The 21,321-nt window shown below is 62.5% G+C and carries 22 protein-coding genes; 9 read left to right on the top strand and 13 right to left on the bottom strand.

All coding sequences use genetic code 11. The annotated features are described in order from the left end of the window. Positions 1–142: 142 nt before the first annotated feature. Entirely contained in the window at positions 143–373 is a 231-nt protein-coding gene (locus P3T20_RS11585) for a hypothetical protein (RefSeq protein ID WP_074265952.1), read from the bottom strand. A gap of 319 nt (positions 374–692) precedes the next feature. On the opposite strand from P3T20_RS11585, the gene P3T20_RS11580 reads away from it, so the two are divergent. Beyond that, positions 693–893 carry a hypothetical protein gene (locus P3T20_RS11580; RefSeq protein ID WP_074263662.1) on the top strand — a complete coding sequence of 67 codons (201 nt, stop codon included), beginning with the start codon at positions 693–695 and terminating at the stop codon, positions 891–893. Between the two features lie 326 nt (positions 894–1,219). Continuing rightward, positions 1,220–4,801 carry an efflux RND transporter permease subunit gene (locus P3T20_RS11575; protein ID WP_429286931.1) on the top strand — a complete coding sequence of 1,194 codons (3,582 nt, stop codon included), beginning with the start codon at positions 1,220–1,222 and terminating at the stop codon, positions 4,799–4,801. 98 nt (positions 4,802–4,899) lie between these two features. Here P3T20_RS11575 and P3T20_RS11570 read toward each other — a convergent pair whose 3' ends face one another. From P3T20_RS11570 to P3T20_RS11560, 3 genes are all read right to left on the bottom strand, one after another. Then, positions 4,900–5,427 carry a YMGG-like glycine zipper-containing protein gene (locus tag P3T20_RS11570; protein WP_074263660.1) on the bottom strand — a complete coding sequence of 176 codons (528 nt, stop codon included), beginning with the start codon at positions 5,425–5,427 and terminating at the stop codon, positions 4,900–4,902. A gap of 38 nt (positions 5,428–5,465) precedes the next feature. Beyond that, complete coding sequence (locus tag P3T20_RS11565) at positions 5,466–5,810, bottom strand: hypothetical protein (protein ID WP_143787470.1); 345 nt, start codon at positions 5,808–5,810, stop codon at positions 5,466–5,468. A gap of 190 nt (positions 5,811–6,000) precedes the next feature. Further along, positions 6,001–6,210: a hypothetical protein gene (locus tag P3T20_RS11560; protein WP_074263659.1), complete on the bottom strand. Its 210-nt coding sequence runs from the start codon at positions 6,208–6,210 to the stop codon at positions 6,001–6,003. A gap of 227 nt (positions 6,211–6,437) precedes the next feature. Between P3T20_RS11560 and P3T20_RS11555 the strand changes: the two genes are divergently transcribed. The 3 genes from P3T20_RS11555 (at position 6,438) to P3T20_RS11545 (ending at position 8,833) form a co-directional block, all read left to right on the top strand. Then, positions 6,438–6,962 carry an energy transducer TonB family protein gene (locus tag P3T20_RS11555; protein ID WP_429286930.1) on the top strand — a complete coding sequence of 175 codons (525 nt, stop codon included), beginning with the start codon at positions 6,438–6,440 and terminating at the stop codon, positions 6,960–6,962. A 265-nt stretch (positions 6,963–7,227) separates the two neighbouring features. Beyond that, positions 7,228–8,535 (top strand): MFS transporter, encoded by a 1,308-nt coding sequence (locus tag P3T20_RS11550; RefSeq protein ID WP_429286929.1) that lies wholly within the window; start codon positions 7,228–7,230, stop codon positions 8,533–8,535. A gap of 118 nt (positions 8,536–8,653) precedes the next feature. Next, positions 8,654–8,833 carry a hypothetical protein gene (locus P3T20_RS11545; protein WP_074263656.1) on the top strand — a complete coding sequence of 60 codons (180 nt, stop codon included), beginning with the start codon at positions 8,654–8,656 and terminating at the stop codon, positions 8,831–8,833. A 148-nt stretch (positions 8,834–8,981) separates the two neighbouring features. On the opposite strand, the gene P3T20_RS11540 is transcribed toward P3T20_RS11545, so the two are convergent. Both P3T20_RS11540 and waaC read right to left on the bottom strand, forming a co-directional pair. Continuing rightward, positions 8,982–9,113: a hypothetical protein gene (locus P3T20_RS11540; RefSeq protein WP_302050849.1), complete on the bottom strand. Its 132-nt coding sequence runs from the start codon at positions 9,111–9,113 to the stop codon at positions 8,982–8,984. Positions 9,114–9,693: 580 nt separating this feature from the next. After that, entirely contained in the window at positions 9,694–10,701 is a 1,008-nt protein-coding gene (gene waaC / locus P3T20_RS11535) for a lipopolysaccharide heptosyltransferase I (protein ID WP_429286928.1), read from the bottom strand. Between the two features lie 227 nt (positions 10,702–10,928). Here waaC and P3T20_RS11530 point away from each other — a divergent pair, with 227 nt between their 5' ends. Then, positions 10,929–12,326 (top strand): chloride channel protein, encoded by a 1,398-nt coding sequence (locus P3T20_RS11530; protein ID WP_429286927.1) that lies wholly within the window; start codon positions 10,929–10,931, stop codon positions 12,324–12,326. A 51-nt stretch (positions 12,327–12,377) separates the two neighbouring features. Here P3T20_RS11530 and P3T20_RS11525 read toward each other — a convergent pair whose 3' ends face one another. The 6 genes from P3T20_RS11525 to map form a co-directional block, all read right to left on the bottom strand. Beyond that, entirely contained in the window at positions 12,378–12,686 is a 309-nt protein-coding gene (locus P3T20_RS11525) for a YXWGXW repeat-containing protein (RefSeq protein ID WP_074263653.1), read from the bottom strand. Between the two features lie 396 nt (positions 12,687–13,082). Then, complete coding sequence (gene minE, locus P3T20_RS11520; RefSeq protein WP_074263652.1) at positions 13,083–13,337, bottom strand: cell division topological specificity factor MinE; 255 nt, start codon at positions 13,335–13,337, stop codon at positions 13,083–13,085. A gap of 14 nt (positions 13,338–13,351) precedes the next feature. After that, entirely contained in the window at positions 13,352–14,167 is an 816-nt protein-coding gene (minD, locus tag P3T20_RS11515) for a septum site-determining protein MinD (RefSeq protein WP_074263651.1), read from the bottom strand. 93 nt (positions 14,168–14,260) lie between these two features. Further along, positions 14,261–15,148 carry a septum site-determining protein MinC gene (gene minC, locus P3T20_RS11510; protein ID WP_074263650.1) on the bottom strand — a complete coding sequence of 296 codons (888 nt, stop codon included), beginning with the start codon at positions 15,146–15,148 and terminating at the stop codon, positions 14,261–14,263. A gap of 157 nt (positions 15,149–15,305) precedes the next feature. Then, the gene (locus P3T20_RS11505; protein WP_074263649.1) at positions 15,306–15,839 is read right to left on the bottom strand and encodes a GNAT family N-acetyltransferase; all 534 of its coding nucleotides are present in this window, start codon (positions 15,837–15,839) and stop codon (positions 15,306–15,308) included. A gap of 133 nt (positions 15,840–15,972) precedes the next feature. After that, the gene (map, locus tag P3T20_RS11500; protein ID WP_074263648.1) at positions 15,973–16,758 is read right to left on the bottom strand and encodes a type I methionyl aminopeptidase; all 786 of its coding nucleotides are present in this window, start codon (positions 16,756–16,758) and stop codon (positions 15,973–15,975) included. A 428-nt stretch (positions 16,759–17,186) separates the two neighbouring features. On the opposite strand from map, the gene P3T20_RS11495 reads away from it, so the two are divergent. From P3T20_RS11495 to P3T20_RS11485, 3 genes are all read left to right on the top strand, one after another. Continuing rightward, entirely contained in the window at positions 17,187–18,179 is a 993-nt protein-coding gene (locus tag P3T20_RS11495; protein WP_074263647.1) for a ferritin-like domain-containing protein, read from the top strand. Between the two features lie 137 nt (positions 18,180–18,316). Further along, entirely contained in the window at positions 18,317–19,621 is a 1,305-nt protein-coding gene (locus P3T20_RS11490; RefSeq protein WP_074263646.1) for an Nramp family divalent metal transporter, read from the top strand. A gap of 118 nt (positions 19,622–19,739) precedes the next feature. Next, the gene (locus P3T20_RS11485) at positions 19,740–20,774 is read left to right on the top strand and encodes an alpha/beta hydrolase (protein WP_083611359.1); all 1,035 of its coding nucleotides are present in this window, start codon (positions 19,740–19,742) and stop codon (positions 20,772–20,774) included. Positions 20,775–20,807: 33 nt separating this feature from the next. On the opposite strand, the gene P3T20_RS11480 is transcribed toward P3T20_RS11485, so the two are convergent. Then, the gene (locus P3T20_RS11480) at positions 20,808–21,320 is read right to left on the bottom strand and encodes a chalcone isomerase family protein (RefSeq protein WP_074263645.1); all 513 of its coding nucleotides are present in this window, start codon (positions 21,318–21,320) and stop codon (positions 20,808–20,810) included. Between the last annotated feature and the right edge of the window lies 1 nt (position 21,321).

Raw genomic sequence — 21,321 nt, 5'->3', positions numbered from 1 at the left:
ATGAAACCCAGGACGCGTCGCGCGCACCTACACTGGAAACGCCTCATCCCCCATGAGGTTTTGTTGTGAATCTCCTCAGCTTTAGCCCGCCCCGACCCGGCGGGCTTTTTTATGGCGCCGCCGCGAAGCCACGCTGACGAATTCACACAGCAATCAACACGTGCCGTTCTCGCGCGTCTGCGCAACGGAGGTTCAGATCGCGATGTATACCCGGACTATCGAGCAAGGCCGAGACATCGGATAGCCCGTGATCGAAGCGCAACACGTATTCGATATCGGTGTAGTCGTGATACGCACCGCTGTCTGCCAGCTTGCGTGCTTCGGCGATGGCGGCATGCAGCCGCTCGCTTTTAGTCAAATCTCTGATCGCCATGATTGCCGCTCCGAGGAACAGTAACGCCATCATATCAACGCCGCTCGCGCTACAAGGTCGCGCGCGCGCAACACCCGGGGTTTTCCGCAGCTTTGCTGCGACACCCGCACGTGTTTGTCGAGGTTCGCCGCATTCCATTCCTCTGACATGTGTCGAACGTAAGCATCTGTAAATGGGGCTCGCCCCTTATGACGCGGCCCACACAGTGCTGCCGCCTTGCGCCGGGAATCGGCCTCGTTCGCGTCGTAACGCACCGTCACACGCGTGGCCGCACGAATGAAGCTGCGCCGTGCTCCAATATCCAAAAGGAGAATTCATCATGACCAGAAGACTTATCGCCCTCGCCTCACTCGTAGCAATCGCGGCCAGCCTCAGCGGCTGCATCGTCGCACCGACGCCGTACGGTTATGCGCCGGCGCCGGGCTACGGATACTATGCTGCGCCAGGATACTACGCGGCCCCAGCGGTCGACGTAGGGATCGGAGTAGGCGGCGGCTGGGGTGGTGGCTGGCGTCGCTAGGCGCATGCGCGCCGCGCTCTAACGCCCCGTGGCGCGCCGCCTTGCACGTTGGTGGCATCCGGTGGCGGAGCCAAAAAAATGCCCGCACGAAGCGGGCAAATATAAGACCTTCCACCGATGCCTCCTTGGGAGAGGCAATTGCAGTGTAGAGCGATTTGCTCTTCGTGGAATTTCGTCAATGTTTCGTAGAATTACATGAGCATTGTTCCTCGCCATTATTTCTCTGCGGTTACTTCGTAACCGGCTGAAAAACATATGTAACGCCTGCAAGATCCCCATCTTCTAACATCGTCAGACGCTGCCTTGCCAGCACACGCGTCCTGCCGATGAATCTCTCACGTCCCTTTATCGAACGCCCCGTTGCGACCACGCTGCTTTCGATAGGCGTGGCGCTCGCCGGTATATTTGCATTCGTCAAGCTTCCGGTCGCTCCGTTGCCGCAGGTCGACTTTCCGACCATCTCAGTGCAGGCGAGCCTGCCCGGAGCGAGTCCCGATACGGTCGCTAACAGCGTTGCCAGTCCGCTCGAGCGTCACCTCGGACAGATTGCCGACGTCACCGAAATGACCTCGCAAAGCACGGTGGGTTCGTCGCGTGTCACCTTGCAGTTCGGACTCGATCGCGACATCAATGGCGCTGCGCGCGATGTGCAGGCCGCCATCAATGCAGCTCGCGCGGATCTGCCGGCGAGCCTGCGCAGCAACCCCACGTATCACAAGGTCAATCCGTCCGACGCGCCGATCCTGATTCTCGCGCTCACCTCGCACACGCTGCCGCGCGCCAGACTCTACGATCTGGCCTCGACGATCCTCGCGCAGTCGCTATCGCAATTACCCGGCATCGGCGAAGTCGATGTCAACGGTTCTGCCAACCCAGCCGTGCGCGTCGAGCTGAATCCGACCGCGCTGTATCACTACGGCATCGGCCTTGAAGACGTACGGGCTGCGCTCGCGTCCGCCAATGCCAACAGCCCCAAAGGCATCATCGAAAGCTACGGCGAGCGTTATCAGCTCTACGCCAACGATCAGGCACGCATCGCGGACCAGTACAAGGATCTGATCATCGCGTATCGCAACGGCGCTGGGGTCAAGCTCTCGGACGTCGGCGAGATCGTTGATTCGGTCGAGGACCTGCGCAATCTCGGCCTCGCCCGCAACAATCAGCCAGCCGTACTGGTGATGCTGTACCGCCAGCCGGGCGCGAACATCATCAGCACGGTCGATGCCGTGCGCAAACAGATCGAGCAACTGAAACCCGCGTTGCCCGCCGACGTCGACGTGATCGAAGCGTCCGACCGTTCCACCACCATCCGCGCTTCGCTGCACGATACGGAAGCGACGCTGATAGTCGCGGTCGGACTCGTGATCCTCGTGGTGTTTATCTTCCTCGGCAGCGGGCGCGCGGCGCTGATCCCCAGCGCAGCGGTGCCGGTGTCGATCATCGGCACGTTCAGCTTCATGTACCTGTTCGGCTATTCGATCGACAACCTCTCGCTGATGGCTTTGACCATTGCAACCGGTTTCGTCGTCGACGACGCGATCGTCGTGCTCGAAAATATCGCGCGCCACATGGAGGACGGCATGCCGCGCATGCAGGCGGCCTTGGTCGGCGCGCGCGAAGTGGGCTTCACCGTGCTGTCGATTTCGATTTCGCTGGTGGCCGTGTTCATCCCGATTCTGCTGATGAGCGGCATCATCGGACGGCTGTTCCGCGAATTCGCCGTGACGCTGTCGCTCGCGATTGCCGTCTCGCTGGTGGTCTCGCTCACGACGACGCCGGTGATGTGTTCGCGCCTGCTGCGCACGGCCGGCCCGAAAAACCCGACGCGCATCGGCCGCCTGTTTGCCGTGCCATTGCAACGACTGAACGACGGTTACGCGCGCTCGCTCGAATGGTCACTACGTCATCCGTTTCTGCTGCTCATGACGCTAGTGGCAACGATCGTGCTGAACGTCTATCTCTACACGGTGATTCCCAAGGGCTTCTTTCCGCAGGAGGACACGGGGCGTCTGATCGGTGGCATTCAGGCCGATCAGGACACTTCGTTCCAGGCCATGGGCCCGAAGCTCCGGCAACTCATGAAGATTATCGGCGACGACCCCGCGGTGGATAGCGTCGTCGGCTTTACAGGCGGCCGGCAGACCAACACCGGTTCCGTCTACGTCGCATTGAAGCCGCTGTCGCAACGCGCCGAAACGGCCGACGAGGTCATCGCGCGGCTGCGGCCGAAACTCAATGCCGTGCCCGGCGGCAGACTCTATCTGCAAGCGGTGCAGGATATCCGTGTCGGCGGACGGCAGAGCAACGCGCAGTATCAGTTCACGCTGCTCGGCGATTCGACCACCGAACTCTATCAATGGGCGCCGCGCCTCACGCAGGCGCTGCAAAACGTGCCCGAGCTGGAGGACGTCAATTCGGACCAGCAGCAAGGCGGCCTCGAAGCGAACGTCGATATCGATCGCGGCACGGCCGCGCGCCTCGGCATCACCCCCGCGCAGATCGACAACACGCTCTACGACGCATACGGTCAACGGCTCGTGTCCACCATCTATAACCCGCTGAACCAGTACTACGTCGTCATGGAAGTGGCGCCGCGTTACTGGCAATACCCGGAAACGCTCGATGAACTGTACGTAAGTACCTCAGCAGGCACGCCGAGCGGCACACAGTCGACCAATGCGGTGGCAGGCACGGTAACGACGGCAGCGAGCTCGTCAGGTTCCGGTTCGGGAGGCTCGTCGAATCCGGCGATGACTGTCACCGGCACCGGCCCGACGGCAACAGCCGGCGGCACCGCCACGCCGACCCAACCGCCTCCGCCGTCCAGCACGCCGGCGGTCGGTATTCAGTCCACTGCGGCAGCGGCGTTGGCTTCGGCTGCCAGTAGCGCCAGCACGTCGGCCACGATCAGCGGCTCGCCTTCGACACCCGCGGCCACGCCCTTCGCTTTGGCCGGTGCCGGGTCAGGGGGTGGAGGTGCATCGTCCGGCGGCGGCTCGGCCAGTTCAGGCAGCTCCAGCAGCACCTCGAGTAGCGCGACCAGCGCGGCTGCCATCGCGGCCGACTCGGCACGCAACCTCGCCATCAACTCGCTGGCGGCGAGCGGACACTCGAGCGCATCCGCAGGCACCTCGGTCAGCACCGCGCAGGAGACCATGATTCCGTTCAGCACGTTTGCGCGATGGGATCCGGGTCATACGCCGCTCGGCGTCAATCACCAGGGCGACTTCGTCGCCACCACGATCTCGTTCAACCTGCCGCCCGGCGAACCGCTCTCTACAGCGGTCGCCGCGATCGACCGGACCATGGCGGAGATTCGCATGCCGGGCACAATTCACGGCGGCTTTCAGGGCACGGCGCGCACCTTCCAGCAATCGCTCTCGGACGAGCCGCTGCTGATTCTGGCGGCGCTCGCGGCCGTGTATATCGTGCTCGGTATCCTCTACGAGAGCTATGCCCATCCGCTGACGATCCTCTCGACACTGCCGTCGGCAGGCGTCGGTGCGCTGCTCGCGCTGATGGCATTCCATATCGAGTTCACGGTGATGTCGCTGATCGGCGTGATCCTGCTGATCGGCATCGTCAAGAAAAACGCGATCATGATGGTGGATTTCGCGATCGATGCCACACGCGAGGGCATGTCGTCGCGCGACGCGATCTATCACGCCAGTCTGATGCGCTTCCGCCCGATCATGATGACCACCTTCGCAGCGCTGCTCGGCGCGTTGCCGCTAGCTTTCGGCCACGGCGAGGGCGCCGATCTGCGCCGGCCGCTGGGCATTTCGATCGTGGGCGGCCTGATCGTCAGCCAGATGCTGACGCTCTATACGACGCCGGTCGTGTATCTCTACATCGACCGCCTGCAGTCGTGGATGCGCACACGCGGCCAGCGCCGCGCGGCCGTCTGAGCTAGCCGCCTGACCTGTGCGTGAAAACCGCCGACCCAAAAACAACATGGCTGCCGTTAAAAACGGCAGCCATGTTCAGGTGAAGCCAGTCGATCCGCTCAATACGCGCCAGGCGGGGGCGGAGGCGGCGAACCCGGCGGCGGCGGCGGGGTGGTGGTCACATACCCACCCCCTCCTCCGTTCGACTCCATCGTGCGCATGCGGCCCTGCACCGGAATCCGGTTGCCGTTCGCATACATGCATTGCAGATACGCGTAGTCGTAGCGGCGCTGGACATCGTAAGCCGAATTCTGAGACGCGCCGGCACCGAACAGCGAGCCTGCCAGCAAACCGGCACCTGCGCCGACTGCTGCGCCGCTGCCACCGTTGAAAGCCGCACCGGCGGCTGCGCCGAGCGCGGTGCCGACCACCGCGCTACCCACCGCGCTGTTGGTCGCAGCCTGGTTGGTCGAAACCCCGCCCACCTGCTGGAAAGCAAACTGACGGCACGAGTTGTCGTCAACGCGGAACTGGTCGAAAGTTTTACCGGTGCCCGGCAGCGCCATGACGCTAGGACCAGCAGGCATGACCGAACACGCGCCTAGAAAGCTCAGTGAAGCGATAAGAGCAAGCCTTGAATATTTCATTTCCTTCTCTTTGCGGTAATGCGTTTTTGGTTTGCAGGCTACTGCGACTGCTGCGCCGGCACGGGGCGCCAACCCGATGAGCATGACTTCACATACGGGTAATAGCTCCTCGTGTCGTCACAGTAGTACCAGGTGCCACCCGGTTGCCCGGACGCCGCCGGGGCTGCAGAAGTCTGGCCCTGCTCCACATACTCCTGCGGCTGCACGGGTACCGGCACCGGCACGGCAACCGCCGGCGGATACGGATAGTAATACGGCACGCCCCACGGGTAGTAGTAGCCGCCGCCCCCAATGAACACCCCTACGTGTGCTGCATGGGCTACGCCGCTCGCACAGACCATTGCAGCAGCGGACAAGCCGAGCAAAATTTTCAAGCTTTTCACAACAATCTCCACGACGTAAACCGGCACCGATATGGTGTCTCACAGTACTACTGAACGCTATTCCACTCTAACCCGCAATACAATTACTTCAGAGCAAAGAATTTTTTCCGCTCGTTACACTGCAATGTTGCTGTCATGAATTTTAGCAGGGACGGACGGGGCGATCCGGCTGCAGGGCGTTTTCAACGCTTTATTGCAGCCGGCCGCCGTCCAGATGCAGACGCTGCAACAATTCGCGACCACGCCGGGTCAATTGCAGCGTCGAGCCATGGCGGTCGTGCGAGCGCACTTCGACCAGCTCATAGCGACGCAGCGCAAGAACGTCCGGATCAAACTCTTCCAGATGCCGCCCGGTATCCCGGAACAACATGAGCGTCGCAAGTTCGTGATGGCTCAACATCGGACCTCTCCTTCGTAAAACGCATGGGCGATGTCGACATCCTAGTGAGCTACGCCAACAGTTTGGCTACGGCCTTGTTTCGAGAGGTTACGCAGTTACATCTGCCTGGGAATGAACGTGCCGCATGAATGGCCATTCTTTCCATGCCAAATCAGGGCCAACTCGAATTGAAACCTGGCGGGATTTGACTAGGATGAAACTACGTCCTGACATCGAACGGAGCCTGGATGCTCACCCGCACACGCCACCTTCGTTGCCCGGCTTCGCATCGCCGTTCGTGGTCCCCGCTCGCACGCGGCGCAGCTTTCGCACTCGTCATGACCCTCATGGCGGCCGGCTGCACCTTCACGCCGCCTGACCGGCCGCTGCTCATTACTCCGCCCGCTGCCGTGAACAGCGCGACGCTGGATCAATACCGCATCGCGGTCGCTCGGCGCATCCTCGATCGCAATCCGTCTTACGTGTTGCAAGGTACGTTGCAGCCGATGCTGCGCTCGCTGGTGGTAGTCTCGTTCACCGTCGACCGCGACGGTCAGGTGATCCAGTCAGCCGTCTATCGCACCAACGGCGACGACGAAGCGGAAAGCACCGCACTCGCGACACTGCGCCGTGCTGCGCCGTTGCCGCAGCCGCCTGCCAGACTGCTCAATACACGCGGCCAGGTCGAGCTGTTCGAAGACTGGCTATTCAACGACAACGGCAAGTTCCAGCTCCGCGAGTTCGCCTCGCCACAAGCGCAGACCATCGACTGACGGGCCGCACGCTATAATTTCGCGATCCCTCGCCGGAGCCTTCCGGCACGGGCGTGATCGTCGATGCTGCCCGCTCACCCGCCGGCACCAGCCGTCCCGCCTCCCGCGTTGCCGCGCCACCCGCGCGCCTTGCATTGCTCCAGCCGGCTGCCTACGCCGGTGCAGGCCGTCTGGCCGCGGAGCATACTAATCCAAACAAAAGACGCCGTATGCGCGCCGCCCGCGAGGCGCGCCACGCTGCGTCACGACACAGGAGAACCTTGGAATGTCCACTTCGCCGATTTCAGCGGCCAACCCCGACGACGCTGGTCAAACCAGCAGTTCGCGGATCATCTTCGCCAGCTTCATCGGCACAGCGATCGAGTTCTACGACTTCTACGTCTACGCGACAGCCGCCGCGCTTGTCATCGGCCCAGTGTTCTTCCCGCATGGCTCAGCGACTGCGCAGGCGCTGTCGGCGTTCGTTACGTTCGGCATCGCGTTCGTCGCGCGGCCGATCGGCTCGTTTCTGTTCGGTCACTTTGGCGACCGTATCGGCCGCAAATCGACCCTCGTCGCTTCGTTGCTGGTGATGGGCCTCTCGACCACGCTGATCGGTTTCGTACCCGGTTACGACTCGATCGGCAGCCTCGCGCCGATCCTTTTGTGCGTCCTGCGCTTCGGCCAGGGGATCGGCCTGGGTGGCGAATGGGGCGGCGCAGCGCTGCTTGCCACCGAAAACGCCCCCGCCGGCAAGCGTGGCTGGTTCGGCATGTTTCCGCAGCTCGGACCGTCGATCGGTTTTCTGGCATCCAATGGCCTGTTCTTCGGCCTCGCGCTATCGCTCTCGGACGAGCAGTTCCGTAGCTGGGGCTGGCGCGTGCCGTTCATCGTCAGCGCCGTGCTGGTTGCGCTCGGCCTGTACGTACGCCTGAAGATTACCGAGACGCCGGCGTTTCGCGCCGCCATCGAGCGTCAGGAACGCGTGCGCGTGCCGATCGCAACACTGTGCTCGAGCTACTGGCTGCCAACGCTGCTCGGCGCCCTGGCGATGGTGGTCTGCTATACGCTGTTCTACAACGCGACGACGTTTTCGCTGTCGTACGGTGTATCTGTACTGCATATTCCGCGTCAGAGCTTCCTCGGCCTGCTGTGCGTCGCCGTGCTGTTCATGGCGCTCGCCACGCCGCTGTCCGCATGGGCCAGCGATCGCTACGGGCGCAAACCGGTGCTGATCGTCGGCATCATCGCAGCCATCCTCTCCGGCTTCACGATGGCGCCGCTGCTCGGTAGCGGCTCAATGCCGCTCGTGCTGCTGTTTCTCGTGATCGAGCTGTTCCTGATGGGCGTGACTTTCGCCCCGATGGGCGCGCTGCTGCCGGAACTGTTTCCGACCAACGTGCGCTATACCGGTGCAGGCGTGTCGTATAACCTGGGTGGAATTCTCGGCGCATCGGTGGCGCCGTACATCGCTCAGGTGCTCGCGGCGCATGGCGGTCTGACGTGGGTCGGCGCTTACGTATCGATTGCCGCCGCAGTCAGTCTGTTCGGTGTGCTGTGTATGCGCGAAACACGCGATGCCCAACTGATGTAAGCGCGCTCTTAACGTCGGGCCGCTTCAGCCCCTGGTCTCACCTGGTGGGTTTCCCTCTTGCACGTCTTTTTGACGTGCTTATACTCGAGCCAGATCCCCAGTGAGCCAGGAGGCAACCATGAGGCTGTATCTCCAGAACTCAGACGTCGTGATGATCATCGCGCTGGCACTTCTGTGCTCGCTGCTGCTGGCCATCCGCTTCCGCCCTTCGAGCTGGAAAGCCATTGTGCTAGAAGCACTCGCTGCCAATGCGGCGGCCATTGTCGCGGTGGTCGCATTCGAGATGATGCTTAGCTGATCCTCAACGAGGATCTGGCTAAACGCCATGCAGGCGACCGTCGCATGCCCGGTGCGTTCCGGCCATGCGACGGTTCTGCCCGCTGCCGGCTTTACAGCCCTCGCCTCCCATGTCGCGGCACACAACGTATGCGCGACTTCCCTGCTTATCAGTTGTAGTACCCGTGGTCGTGGTGGTAGTAGCCGCCGCCGTAATAACCCGGCGCCGGTGCGATCACACAGCCTCCCAGTGCAGCTGCCAGCAGCGCACCGGCAATCAAAGTCAGCGTCAAGCGTTTCACGTCATTCTCCCTTCGTTTCGGTGGTATTCGAGTTCGCCTCGAATGAGATTGATTGGACACGAAGCGCACGTGCGCGGGCGTTGCATTTTGTAAGCGATGATGAGTGTTGCGTTACAGGTTTCGCGACCCGCAGCGGCTTCAACACAGGGCGCGGAGCAAGACCCATTGAGGTGTGGCCTGCATTCAGGCACTCTGTGTGAACTCGGTGGATGCATGGAACGCGTAAGCTGCGCGTCGGCGAACTACCAAATGCGACACTTTTAACAGCCGTGTAATGCGGGAAATGGGTGCCAGCCGAGTGGCAGTTGCATCGGCTTGCGTCTGCAACGCGCGGCCACATCGCGCAAAGGTGATTGAACTCGACGCACCGCGCGCAGTCTTTAAGGGTGTAGTTCTGTTGTGTTCATGTAGGATCCTCTCCGCCCGTCGTTCCCCGACGCGGGCGCTTTTAGAGGCGTGCCGTGGCAGCGTCCATACGATTGGGCGGACTGAGCGTCACGCCTTTTTTCTTGGGGCGAGGAAAGAGTGCCTGCTATGGCACGCGCATTGGAGCGGCAGCGGGGCGGCTGCCTGCGGACGATCAGACAGCGGTGGCGGAATGCGCTTGCGCGCCGGTGGGATGCGGTTCGCCATGCACGTAGTCGATCGCCTGGATCGCTTCGCTGACGGGCGGCACCGACAGGCCATCGCCGATCGAGATCGAGCGATGCGGCGCTTCGATACCGAAATGGTCGCGCGAGGTCGCGACAAAGATCATCACCGTGCGCTTTTGCAGCGCGTGAGCGACGTGGACAAAGCCGGTATCCGTACCGACCACAAGAGAACACGCGTCGATCATCCGGGCGATCTCGGTGACGCTCATCTGCGGCAACACGGTCGCGCCCGGTACTTCTTCGGCGATTGCTTCGGCTTCCTCACGCTCGCGCGCCGAACCCCACGGCAGCACGATGCGAAACCCGCGCCGCGTCAGTTCGCGCCCTACCTCGCCCCAATGCTCGACCGGCCATTTCTTGTCGTCTTTGGAGGTGGCATGGAACAGCGCCGCGACAGGCGCGTCACCTGCCTCGAACGGTGTAGTACCGGTTTCGGGTAATTTCAGATCGAAGACAGGCTCGCCTTCGGGCTGGTAGCCGAGGGCTTCACCCGCGCTGATACGCATGCCTTCCCAGGCGCTGACGGGCGGACGAGGGCCGAATCGTGCCGTATAGGCGAACGATGCGCCCACCTCGCCGAGGTCCTTGTTGCGGTAGCCGACACGGCGCGACGAACGCGCGAGAAAGGCGATGATGGCGGTCTTGTAGACGCCCTGGATATCAATGATGCAATCGTAGCGGTAGGCGCGAAGCTCGCCGATGGAGGCGCCGATAGCCTTGAGGTCCGACCAGCGGCGCGCCTTCTTGAAGCGGCGCAGCGGTGCGCACAGGACGCGGTCCACACGCTGGCTCCAGTGGACCACTTCGGCAAACGCTTCGTCCGCCGCCCAGTCCACCTGCACCCCCGGAAATGCTCGCTTGATGTCGGCAATAACCGGAAGGGCTTCGACAATATCGCCCAGGGAAGTCACCTTGACGATAAGAATTCGCTTCATTAGTAGCCCGTCACAGTATCGATCGCGGCGCTTATTATAGCCGACCGCGTTTTCGTCACATACGCCCGGCGGCGCGCTGTGCGGAGCGCGGCCAGCCAAAGGTACATCTCGAAATGGCACGCAGCAGCGCTCTCGGGCACTATCCGTCGCATTTATTTCAATATCCTTTCACGGTCGCGCGAGGTGATCGATCGGTATAATTCACGCTTTGCCTGAGCGCTCATCTAATGCGGGCATTCCCACCTCTTCCCTCCAACGTCATCCGGCGCACGCGCCGCCTGTGGCGCCAATACGGAGTGTTCTGGCTCGGCGCCATCGCCGTCGGTCTGATCGCGGTGTTCTACGCCCGCCTCATCAACTTCGGCTTCGACCAGTTCAGCGCCATGCAACACCGGCATGTGTGGCTGCCGCTGATTGTGACTCCCGCGATTTCAGCCTTGTGCGTATGGCTCACGCGCACATTCTTTCGCGGCGCGGAGGGCAGCGGCATTCCGCAAGTCATTGCCACGCTGCACGCCAAACCCTCTGAATATGGCTCGCGGCTGCTGTCGTTCCGGATCCTGTTCGGCAAGATCGCCGTGTCGTTCCTCGCTATCCTCGGTGGCTTTACGATTGGTCGCGAAGGACCGACGGTCCAGGTGGGCGCCGCGCTGATGTTCAACCTGCGCCGCTTCTACCCGCGCTCAAACGCGCTGATCGAGCGGCAGCTCGTGCTGGCTGGCGCAGCGGCGGGCTTGTCCGCTGCATTTAACACGCCGCTGGCAGGGATCGTGTTCGCCATCGAGGAACTCACCCGCAGCTTCGAGGCGCGCGCAAGCGGCGTGCTGATTACGGCCATCATCATCGCCGGTGTGATCGCGCTTGGGCTGAACGGCAACTACACCTATTTCGGCACGATCCAGATTGGTACGCATTTCCCGGATCTGCTCGCCGTGGCTGTGGTGCTCACGGCTGTCGTCACCGGTATCGCCGGCGGCTTCTTCTGCTGGCTGCTGCTCAACACGGCGCGCTGGATTCCCGCGCCGCTGCGCAAGCTCCATAGCGAGCGGCCGGTTCTCTTCGCCGCGCTGTGTGGGCTGGTGATCGCTGTTGTCGGTTTGATCTCGGGCGGTTTGACCTTCGGCAGCGGCTACGCGGAGGCGCGTGGTCTGCTCGACGGCAGCGAGCATCTGTCGGTGTTCTATCCGTTTCTGAAGCTCATCTCGATGGTCGGCTCGTATCTGCCGGGTATTCCAGGCGGCATCTTCGCGCCGTCGCTGTCGATCGGTGCAGGCTTCGGCAATCTGCTGCATATGGTGTTCGGCAGCATGCAACTGCAGATGCTGATCGCGCTCGCCATGGTGGGCTACCTGGCCGCCGTCACCCAGGCGCCGATTACGTCGTTCGTGATCGTGATGGAAATGATCAACGGTCACGCCCTCGTGATCTCGCTGATGGCGACGGCGCTGATCGCGAGTCGCGTATCGCGTCTCTTTGCGCCGCCGCTGTATGAAGCGTTATCGCAGCGCTATATGGCGCCTTTGCCGCAACCCGCGCCTGTGCCGGTACCGGAAGTGCCCGAGGCGCTCATCGACGAGGAGCCCGAGGCAAAACCGGCTGACGAGGCCGCCGCGCCACCGCGATAAATCACGCCTGGCGCCGGCGCGTCGCAACCGCAACGCGCCGCTGCCAAAAGCTTAGCCCCAGTGGCCTTCAACCCAGCGGTAGTTCGGACCATGGGCGACCCAGTGGCCAGGCACCCAGTGATAGCCGACACGCTCGGGCTGCCAGTGGCCCGGCACCCACACGTAGCGACCGTGGTCCCAACGCCAGTGACCCTGATCCCATACAAAGCCATGGCGCGGCGCAGGCACGGCTTCATAACGCACGGGCGGCGGAGCCGACGGCGCCACCACAACGACCTGTGCGGATGCCGAACCGACAGCCGCTGCGCCCGCCGCAACCAGCACAATCTGAGCGACCAGCAAACGAAGATTCCTGTTCATATTCCCCTCTTTCTTAAAAGCACCGGTGGTGGTGGTGTCCGTTTAATGCGCGAGACCGCGTTTTGGCTGACATGCCGGACGTAACGCCTGTCCCTCAAGTGCAACCGAATATTTCCGGCGGCGCCAGTGTGATAAAGAACCGCGACAGGGCCGTGTCAAGAGGCACCCAGCACTACCAGTGCGGACGCGTAGCGACGCCTCGCGGCAACAGAATCGCAGCGGGCGGCATTGAGCATTCGAGGGAGCACACGGAGACACGAAAACCGGCAGCGGAACCGCTGCACGAAAGCGTACGACATCACGCAACACGGTGGCAAGACCCGCGTTACACCCCCTGCCCGTCACGATGCCGGACAGGGAGCGCATAAAACATCATACAGACCGCCCTTGCGGCAATCAGGCCTGCGGAATTTCGATCTTGACCTCGAGTACTTCGAGGTCGTCCTGGCGCTCGAGGCTGACGCGAATATCCTCATCGGAAATCTTCACGTACTTGGAAATCACGGCGACGAGTTCGCGTTGCAACGCTGGCAGATAATCGGCAGGCGCATGGCCGCCGGCGCGCTCATGCGCGATGATCAACTGCAGGCGTTCCTTCGCTATTGACGCGGACTTCTTCTTCTCGCCCAGCAAAAACGAAAGAATCGACATTACGTGCGCTCCCCTTACTTGGTGCCGAAGAGGCGCTGCAGGAGGCCTGGCTTCTGGTAATCGGTAAAGCGAAGCGATTTCTGCTCGCCGAGGAAACGCGACACAACATCCTTGTAGGCTTCAGCGACATCGGTGCCGTCGAGGTGCACGGCCGGCAGCCCCTGGTTCGACGCATGCAGCACCGCTTCCGATTCCGGAATCACGCCGATCAGATCGATGCGCAAGATCTCCTGAATATCGGTGAGCGAGAGCATTTCGCCTTCGCTCACACGCTTCGGGTTGTAGCGCGTGATCAGCAGATGTTCCTTGATCGGCTCCTTGCTTTCGATCGCGCGCTTGGTCTTCGACGACAGGATACCGAGAATCCGGTCCGAGTCGCGCACGGAGGAAACTTCCGGGTTCGTCACGATCAGCGCTTCGTCGGCGAAGTGCATTGCCAGCAGAGCGCCCGATTCGATACCGGCCGGCGAATCGCAGACGATATATTCGAAGTCCATCGCGATCAGGTCGTTGATGACCTTTTCGACGCCTTCCATGGTCAGCGCGTCTTTGTCACGCGTCTGCGAGGCCGGCAGGATGAACAGGTTCTCGCACTTCTTGTCCTTGATGAGCGCCTGATTCAGGTTGGCTTCGCCCTGGATCACGTTGATCAGGTCATACACCACACGACGTTCGCAGCCCATGATGAGGTCGAGGTTACGCAGGCCGACGTCGAAGTCGATCACGGCGGTTTTGTGGCCCCGTAACGCCAGGGCCGATGCAAAACTCGCGCTCGTGGTCGTCTTGCCCACGCCACCCTTGCCCGATGTCACCACAATGATTTTTGCCATTACCCTTACCCTGAGTTCGTCAATTTCGTTCAAATAAGTCCGGCGGCAGCCAGATCCCAGGCACGCGCCGGGCACGGCGCGCGCAACCGGTGATCAGGTGAGACGCAGCGGTTCAATCATCAGCTTTTCTTCATCGAGCCAGATCTGCACCGGCTTGCCGAGCACATCGGCCGGCAGCGGGTTCTCGGTCGTACGGTAGATACCGGCGATCGAGATCAGTTCCGGCTCCAGACACGTACAGAAAATGCGCGCGTCGTGGTTGCCCTGCACGCCGGCCAAGGCCCGGCCGCGCAACGGCGCGTAAATATGGATATTGCCTTCGGCGATCACTTCCGCCCCGTAGCTCACGAGGCCCAGCACCACCAGATCGCCCTTCGCGTAGATGCGCTGGCCGGAGCGCAGCGGCTTGTCGACCACCGTGGTTGTCGACGAGGTGACCAGCTTCGCGGGGTCGGCTGGCGCTGTCGCCTGGGTGCCCGCGGCACGGCCGGCCGCCACAACTTCGACGGAGGCTGCCGGCGCGTCGATCGGCAATTCCCCCTGCACCGGAGCGGTGCTCTCGCCACTGTTGCCACTGTTGCCGCGCTCGCCACCCTCCGGCGCTGCGCCGCTCTCAGCACCCTGCGCGCCCTCTTCGGCTCCCGGCCTGGCGCCCGCTGCTCCGCGCCGGTCGCGCGCTTCGAGCAGCGGCAACGCGGACTCGGCAGCCCAGCCCTGCTGCGGATTCGCTACCACGCCCACCGGGCGCATCCGCACGCTGTCGAGCAGTTGCGAGATCTCGGCGAGCGGCACGCGCTCGTCGTCGGCAAGGCGGCGCACGTCGATCGCGACGACGTCGTTAGCGAAGAATTCGGGGGTCGCTTCGAAGCGCCGGGTCAGTTCGGCACGCATGGCGTCGAGGTCGGTCGTCTTGACCACGAACAGGAGCGTGTCGACAGTGCCACTGCGGAGTTCGAAAAATGGCGATTTCTTGGGCGACATAGCGTTCGACAAAAAATTTTGCGTATTTTACAGGCGTCCACGCGTGGAGCCAGTATTTTCGGCGAGAGGGATAAATGCCGCTGCCCAACCGGCGACGGCGGACGCAACAGCAGCGTAGGCAGGAAGGGAGCGGCGCCCGGCGGGACCGCTCGGCGGATCACTGGGAGGAGGCTTGCGAGGCGCGCTGTACGTGGCGCACCAGCAGGCTTTCCGACTGGTCGGGCCAGCGTGCCGTGCGGGCATGCTCGCCGGTCGGGCCGAAGCCGAGGCGCTCGTAAAAGCGCATCGCCGTGCGATTGGCGTCGGCCACCCATGCGTAGATTTCCTCGGCGCCTTCAGCGGCCAGCCACTCGCTGGCGGTATTGACGAGCAGCTCGCCGCCGCGCAGATGACGCACCGCAGGCGCCACCCACAGCTCGCCTACAAAGGCACGGCGCGCGGCGCTGTCTTCGAAATGCGCTTCGATCAGCCCGGCGGGATGGCCCTCGGTATAGAGAATGAACGACGTAGCCACCGTCGAGACCGCGTGGCTGGCAGCGGTAGCATCGAAGCTTGCGGCGTCGACCGACAGGGCATCCTCGAGCGTCTCGCCGAAGGCATAGGGCGCCTCCCGCAGCGACGCAGTACGGAGTTCGCGGAATACTGCGCCCTGCTCAGCGGCGATGCGGCGAACGGTCAATGACGGACTCATGCAGACGAAAACCCCTTGAAACACTAAGGCGTAGCTTTAACCGAACCGGCGCGGGAGTCAAATCCTTATTTTCCGGATCTGTGGGCGAGCGCCCTTGACGACACCCGCTTATCTCTTTTCTCTCGGGGGATCTTCACGGCGCCTGATAGCTGCCCGTGCCGTCCGGCCAGGGCGTCAACAGCTCGAAACCGTCTTCCGTGACGGCGACCATGTGCTCCCATTGCGCAGACAACGAACGGTCTTTGGTAACCACTGTCCAGCCGTCGCGCAGGACCGTGGTGCCGGCGCGTCCCGCGTTGATCATCGGCTCGATCGTGAACACCATGCCCGGCCTCAGACGGATGCCCTGCCCCGGCTGGCCGTAGTGCAGCACCTGTGGATCTTCGTGATACACCTTGCCGATGCCATGCCCGCAGTAGTCGCGCACGATCGAAAAACCGTCGCGCTGTGCGGTCTTCTGGATCGCATGGCCCACATCGCCGAGCGTCGCGCCCGGCTTTACCTGACGCATGCCGGCGACCATCGCCTCATAGGTGGTGTCGATCAGTTGCCGCGCCACCGTGCTCGGCTTGCCGACGCAATACATGCGGCTGGTGTCGCCGAAGTAGCCGTCCTTGATCACGGCCACGTCGATATTGATGATATCGCCGTCCTTGAGGACTTCGGTCCGGTTAGGGATGCCGTGGCAAACCACCTGGTTCACGGAGGTGCAGACCGTCTTTGGAAATCCCAGGTAGCCGACATTCGCCGGAACCGCTTTCTGGGTATTGACGATGTAGTCGTTACACAGCGCGTCAAGTTCGTCCGTCGAGATACCGGCCTGCACGTGTTCGCCGATCATCGCGAGGACGTCGGCCGCGAGGCGTCCCGCGATTCGCAGCGCGGCGATGTCCTCAGGAGTCTTGTAGGTAATGGCCATGAAGTCGGGGCAGGTTCGTGAACGCGCGACGGCAAAGCAGTTGCCCGCGTTCGTGTGAAGAAGGCAAACCGGCTGGGTACGCGGCGGCGTGTAGCACTCGCGCGGGCAACCCGATCCGGTCATCGATCAGGGGAATTGTACAGAGGATGGCGGCAGGAGCTAGCGGAAGCCGCCCCCGCGCTTTCGCAAGGAATGCTGCGAACGCACGCAAATATCTTTTGTGCGCGCTGCATCCATGGACGGACTCGACTCGTAAAGTTCGTTGAGGACTCGCCTTTTCTCAGTCGTCGCTAAAGCTTCGTCCGAGAGCAGCGATGTGTCTTCATGTCCGCGATTTGCGCATGTGCATCGCGTCAGTTGTCCTGTTGTGTACGCGTTTGCGTCGCAAATGGCGTGGCTTTCCTGAGGTCTATCTGAGGAGCACGGTCATGTCCGAAAAGTCAGAAAGCAGCCAGAGTAATTCAGCACAACTAATCGATACATTCGAGCGCCGGGTGCAGCGACGCACACAACGCAGACAATTTTTCCGCAATGCAGGCGGCCTGAGTCTCGGTCTCGTTGGCGGCACGCTGATCAGCGCTTGCGGCGGTGGCTCCGGCGTCTCGTCGATGGCTCAGTCCACCGCGCCGACCGACGAAGAGATTCTCAACTTCGCGCTCAATCTCGAGTACCTCGAAGCACAGTTCTATACCTATGCGACAACGGGTAGCGGACTTCCGGCCAGCATGCTCAGCGGCGTCGGCACGCAAGGCACCGTCATCGCGGGTGCGCAAGTGCCGTTCCAGGATCCTGTCGTGCAGGCCTACGCAAACGAGATCGCCAACGACGAACGCGAACACGTGGCGTTCCTGCGCACCGCGCTGGGTTCGTCGGCGGTGGCCATGCCGTCCATCGACGTGAGCGGCACCAACCCTAACGGTGCGTTCTCGGTAGCAGCGCGCGCGGCAGGTCTCGTCGCGGCGGGCGTCGCGTTCGACCCCTATGCGAGCGACAACAACTTTCTGCTCGGCGCGTTCATCTTCGAGGACGTCGGCGTGACGGCCTATAAAGGCGCGGCACCTTTGCTCGCGAGCAAGACCTTCCTGAGCGCCGCGGCCGGCATCCTCGCAGCGGAGGCTTATCACGCGGGCCTCGTGCGCACGACGCTGTACGCGAAAGGGCTCGATACGGCGAGCCTGATCACCGCAGCCAATGCCATCTCCGCAGCGCGCGATAGTCTCGATCAGGTGGGCAACGATGACCAAGGCATCACCGGCGCTACCGCAGGTACATCCAACATCGTTCCGCTCGACAGCAATGGCCTCGCGTTCGGACGCACCTATTCAGATGTGCTTAACATCGTGTACCTGACCAGTACGGCGGCAGTGAAAGGCGGATTCTTCCCGAACGGCGTGAATGGCTCGCTCAACATGAGCGGCTGACATCGGCGGCTGAAAAGCTGCTGCTCACATCACCCGAGATACCGGCAACGGGCCGCCTCGACGGCGTTCGTGATCCCCGTTGGCCGGAGTTCCATCCATAACCGCTTGACCCGGGTTGACGACACACAGGAGATGTCATGAACGAAGCCATGAGTCCAGCGGTCGTGCCGCAGACGCTGACCGAGCAGACTTGTTTCCGCATTAGCGAAGCACTCGCCGGACGCCGCCGCGGCCCGCGTGTGATGTTGTCGTTTGTCGGGCCGGCCGTGGTTGCATCCATTGCCTATATGGACCCGGGCAACTTCGCGACCAACATTCAGGCAGGCGCGGGCTACGGTTATTCGCTGCTTTGGGTGGTGGCCGTGGCGAATATCGTCGCCATGCTGTTCCAGGCGATGTCCGCCAAACTTGGCCTCGTCACCGGTCGCAATCTCGCCGAGTTGTGCCGCGAGTCGCTGCCGCGCCGTTATGTGTACGGTATGTGGGGTTTGAGCGAGATCGCCGCGATGGCGACCGATCTTGCGGAATTCGTCGGCGGCGCTATCGGGGTTTCACTGCTGCTGCATCTGCCGATGATGGCCAGCATGCTGGTCACCGGCGCCGTCACCTTTGGGCTGCTGCAGTTCGAACGCAAGGGCTTTCGCCCGCTTGAACTGGTCATCGCCGCACTGGTCGGCGTCATCGGCCTGTCATATCTGGCCGAATTGCTGATCGCACCGGTGCACTGGCCGTCAGTATTCCTGCATACCTTCAAGCCGAGCATCCCCGATAGCAACGCGCTGACCATTTCAGTCGGCATTATCGGCGCGACCGTGATGCCGCACGTTCTGTTTTTGCACTCGGGCCTCACGCAGAATCGTGTGACGCCGCGCAACGAGCTCGAACGCTCCAGGCTGCTGAAGTTTTCGCATATCGAGGTCGTACTTGCTCTCGGCGTTGCGGGTCTGATCAACATGGCGATGGTCATTATGGCGTCAAGTGCGTTTCATCAGGGTCACTCGGACATCGCCAGCATCGAGACAGCGTGGCATACACTGACGCCCCTGCTAGGTGGAGCGGCGGCGGCCCTTTTCCTTGCTGCTTTGATCGCCTCCGGAATTTCGAGCTCGGTAGTCGGCACGATGGCCGGCCAGATGATCATGCAGGGGTTCGTCGGCTTTCGTATTCGGGTTGGCGTGCGTCGACTCGTCACCATGGTGCCGGCCTTTGCGGTGGTGGCCTGGGGTGTCGACGCGACCAGGGCGCTGGTGTTGAGCCAGGTGGTGTTGAGCGTTGCGCTGCCGGTGCCGATGATCGCACTGCTGTGGTTCACTTCGCGTCGCGATCTGATGGGCGTCTACAGGAACAGCCGGCTGACGAATGTTGCCGCCGTGGTCGGTACGGTTGCCGTGCTGGCTTTGAACGGTGTGCTACTGGCTCAGGCAGCGGGAATTTCGCTCTAGCCCATATCGCCCACGCCCCGTGCAAAGGAAAACGCCGTGCGCGAGCCTGCTTGCATCCGCCGACGGCTGCCGTGCGTAGATAGTACGAAACCCACCCTTCGGACTATGACCCCCTCCTATGCCTCGACGCCTGCTTACCTTGACCGCCGCGCTCGCGTTCACCGTGCTCGGCGGCTGCAGCGGAACCGCCATGCTCAATGCCGCAGTACCCCGCCAGACGTTCCGCGCCAGCACGGCCATCCCGTACGGCAGCGACGCGCGCCAGAAACTCGATGTCTACGAACCGTTCGAAGCGACAGCGGCGGCGTCCCCGCACGGCCGGCCTGTGGTGGTGTTCTTCTATGGCGGCAGCTGGCAGAACGGCAAGCGCGGCGACTATCTGTTCGTCGGCGAGGCGCTCGCTTCGCGCGGCTTCGTCGCCGTCCTGCCTGACTATCGAACCTGGCCGGAGGTCCGGTTCCCAGGTTTTGTAGAGGACGCAGCCGCGGCAGTACGCTGGGCGCGCGACCACGCCGCTGAGTTCGGCGGCGATCCGTCGCGCATCTTCCTGATGGGACACTCCGCGGGAGCGCACATTGCCGTACTGTTGGCAACGGACGGCCACTATCTGGCCGCGCAGCAGATGAGCAAGCGCGACCTGAGCGGTGTAATCGGCCTCGCGGGACCCTATGATTTCTTGCCGCTCACCGATCCGGTACTGAAGAACGTCTTTCCGGCACCGCTGCGGGCCGCCAGCCAACCCATCAACTTCGCGAGCGGCGACGAGCCGCCGATGTTCCTCGCCGCCGGCAAGCGCGACACCACCGTCGACCCCGGCAACACAGACCGTCTTGCTGCGAAGTTACGAGCGGCCGGCGATACCGTCGAGGTGAAGCACTACCCTGTAGTTGGACACGCGCTGCTGGTTGCTGCGCTTGCCGCGCCGTTGCGGTTTTTCGCGCCTGTGCTGGCCGATTCCAGCCGGTTCATCGATGCCGAAAGCGGGCAGGCGGCGCAACGCGGCAACGATTCGACGCAAGCCACGGTATATGGAGGCAATGTGTATCCACTGAATTCACTGCATCCTGTTCATGCGGACACCGTGCGAGCCGCTTCCTCTGCGCGTGCGCCAGCGGTGGCCTCGGGCAGTTCGTCGTCGGGTCATGCGGAGTAAAGCCCGACGCGCTTCTGCGTAGATGCCGGCGCGTTATTGCAAGTCGCCAAGCAAATGCTTGCGCAGCGAAGGCGCACGTGTGGACGGATCGAGCCAGATGCCAAAGAACGCGCGCGCAAACGCGGGATCATCGAACTCGCCGGTCTCGCGCTCCCCTGCATAGAAACGCACGCCCTTGCCCGGCAGAAACACTGCGCTCAGCTCATCGCCAGGCTCCACGTCAACGAACGCGCGCAGCATATCTTCGCGCCATCGATCGAGCGTCTCCGGTGCAATCGGCGCCTCCGCCTGACGTTTGATTTCGTCGATACCCGTGTCGGCAAGCCGCTTGCCCTTGATACTGCGCGTATAGACGATATGCAGCGCAAAGCGCTCGTCATAGTCCACCGGCACGCGTTCGCTCCACAATTGCGCGCGATACAGACTGAAGCCAAATACGCGGAAATCGCCCTCGCCGACAAGCCGCGCAGACTGCACGTCGCTGCGCCAGTCGGCGCTCGCCGAAGCGGCCCACAACAGCAGCACTAACGCGACGAGCGAGCGCATG

The sequence above is a fragment of the Paraburkholderia sp. GAS206C genome, from assembly GCF_050435645.1.
GTDB classification, from domain to species: domain Bacteria; phylum Pseudomonadota; class Gammaproteobacteria; order Burkholderiales; family Burkholderiaceae; genus Paraburkholderia; species Paraburkholderia phenazinium_B.
Note: the sequence above shows the minus strand (reverse complement) of the source record. Positions and strands in the feature narration are given on the sequence as shown.

What these genes read in the sequence shown, in the direction of transcription:
- P3T20_RS11585 (WP_074265952.1), bottom strand. Translation starts at nt 373, where the DNA reads ATGGCGATCAGAGATTTGACTAAAAGCGAGCGGCTGCATGCCGCCATC.
- P3T20_RS11580 (WP_074263662.1), top strand. Translation starts at nt 693, where the DNA reads ATGACCAGAAGACTTATCGCCCTCGCCTCACTCGTAGCAATCGCGGCC.
- P3T20_RS11575 (WP_429286931.1), top strand. Translation starts at nt 1,220, where the DNA reads ATGAATCTCTCACGTCCCTTTATCGAACGCCCCGTTGCGACCACGCTG.
- P3T20_RS11570 (WP_074263660.1), bottom strand. Translation starts at nt 5,427, where the DNA reads ATGAAATATTCAAGGCTTGCTCTTATCGCTTCACTGAGCTTTCTAGGC.
- P3T20_RS11560 (WP_074263659.1), bottom strand. Translation starts at nt 6,210, where the DNA reads ATGTTGAGCCATCACGAACTTGCGACGCTCATGTTGTTCCGGGATACC.
- P3T20_RS11555 (WP_429286930.1), top strand. Translation starts at nt 6,438, where the DNA reads ATGCTCACCCGCACACGCCACCTTCGTTGCCCGGCTTCGCATCGCCGT.
- P3T20_RS11550 (WP_429286929.1), top strand. Translation starts at nt 7,228, where the DNA reads ATGTCCACTTCGCCGATTTCAGCGGCCAACCCCGACGACGCTGGTCAA.
- P3T20_RS11545 (WP_074263656.1), top strand. Translation starts at nt 8,654, where the DNA reads ATGAGGCTGTATCTCCAGAACTCAGACGTCGTGATGATCATCGCGCTG.
- waaC (WP_429286928.1), bottom strand. Translation starts at nt 10,701, where the DNA reads ATGAAGCGAATTCTTATCGTCAAGGTGACTTCCCTGGGCGATATTGTC.
- P3T20_RS11530 (WP_429286927.1), top strand. Translation starts at nt 10,929, where the DNA reads ATGCGGGCATTCCCACCTCTTCCCTCCAACGTCATCCGGCGCACGCGC.
- P3T20_RS11525 (WP_074263653.1), bottom strand. Translation starts at nt 12,686, where the DNA reads ATGAACAGGAATCTTCGTTTGCTGGTCGCTCAGATTGTGCTGGTTGCG.
- minE (WP_074263652.1), bottom strand. Translation starts at nt 13,337, where the DNA reads ATGTCGATTCTTTCGTTTTTGCTGGGCGAGAAGAAGAAGTCCGCGTCA.
- minD (WP_074263651.1), bottom strand. Translation starts at nt 14,167, where the DNA reads ATGGCAAAAATCATTGTGGTGACATCGGGCAAGGGTGGCGTGGGCAAG.
- minC (WP_074263650.1), bottom strand. Translation starts at nt 15,148, where the DNA reads ATGTCGCCCAAGAAATCGCCATTTTTCGAACTCCGCAGTGGCACTGTC.
- P3T20_RS11505 (WP_074263649.1), bottom strand. Translation starts at nt 15,839, where the DNA reads ATGAGTCCGTCATTGACCGTTCGCCGCATCGCCGCTGAGCAGGGCGCA.
- map (WP_074263648.1), bottom strand. Translation starts at nt 16,758, where the DNA reads ATGGCCATTACCTACAAGACTCCTGAGGACATCGCCGCGCTGCGAATC.
- P3T20_RS11495 (WP_074263647.1), top strand. Translation starts at nt 17,187, where the DNA reads ATGTCCGAAAAGTCAGAAAGCAGCCAGAGTAATTCAGCACAACTAATC.
- P3T20_RS11490 (WP_074263646.1), top strand. Translation starts at nt 18,317, where the DNA reads ATGAACGAAGCCATGAGTCCAGCGGTCGTGCCGCAGACGCTGACCGAG.
- P3T20_RS11485 (WP_083611359.1), top strand. Translation starts at nt 19,740, where the DNA reads ATGCCTCGACGCCTGCTTACCTTGACCGCCGCGCTCGCGTTCACCGTG.
- P3T20_RS11480 (WP_074263645.1), bottom strand. Translation starts at nt 21,320, where the DNA reads ATGCGCTCGCTCGTCGCGTTAGTGCTGCTGTTGTGGGCCGCTTCGGCG.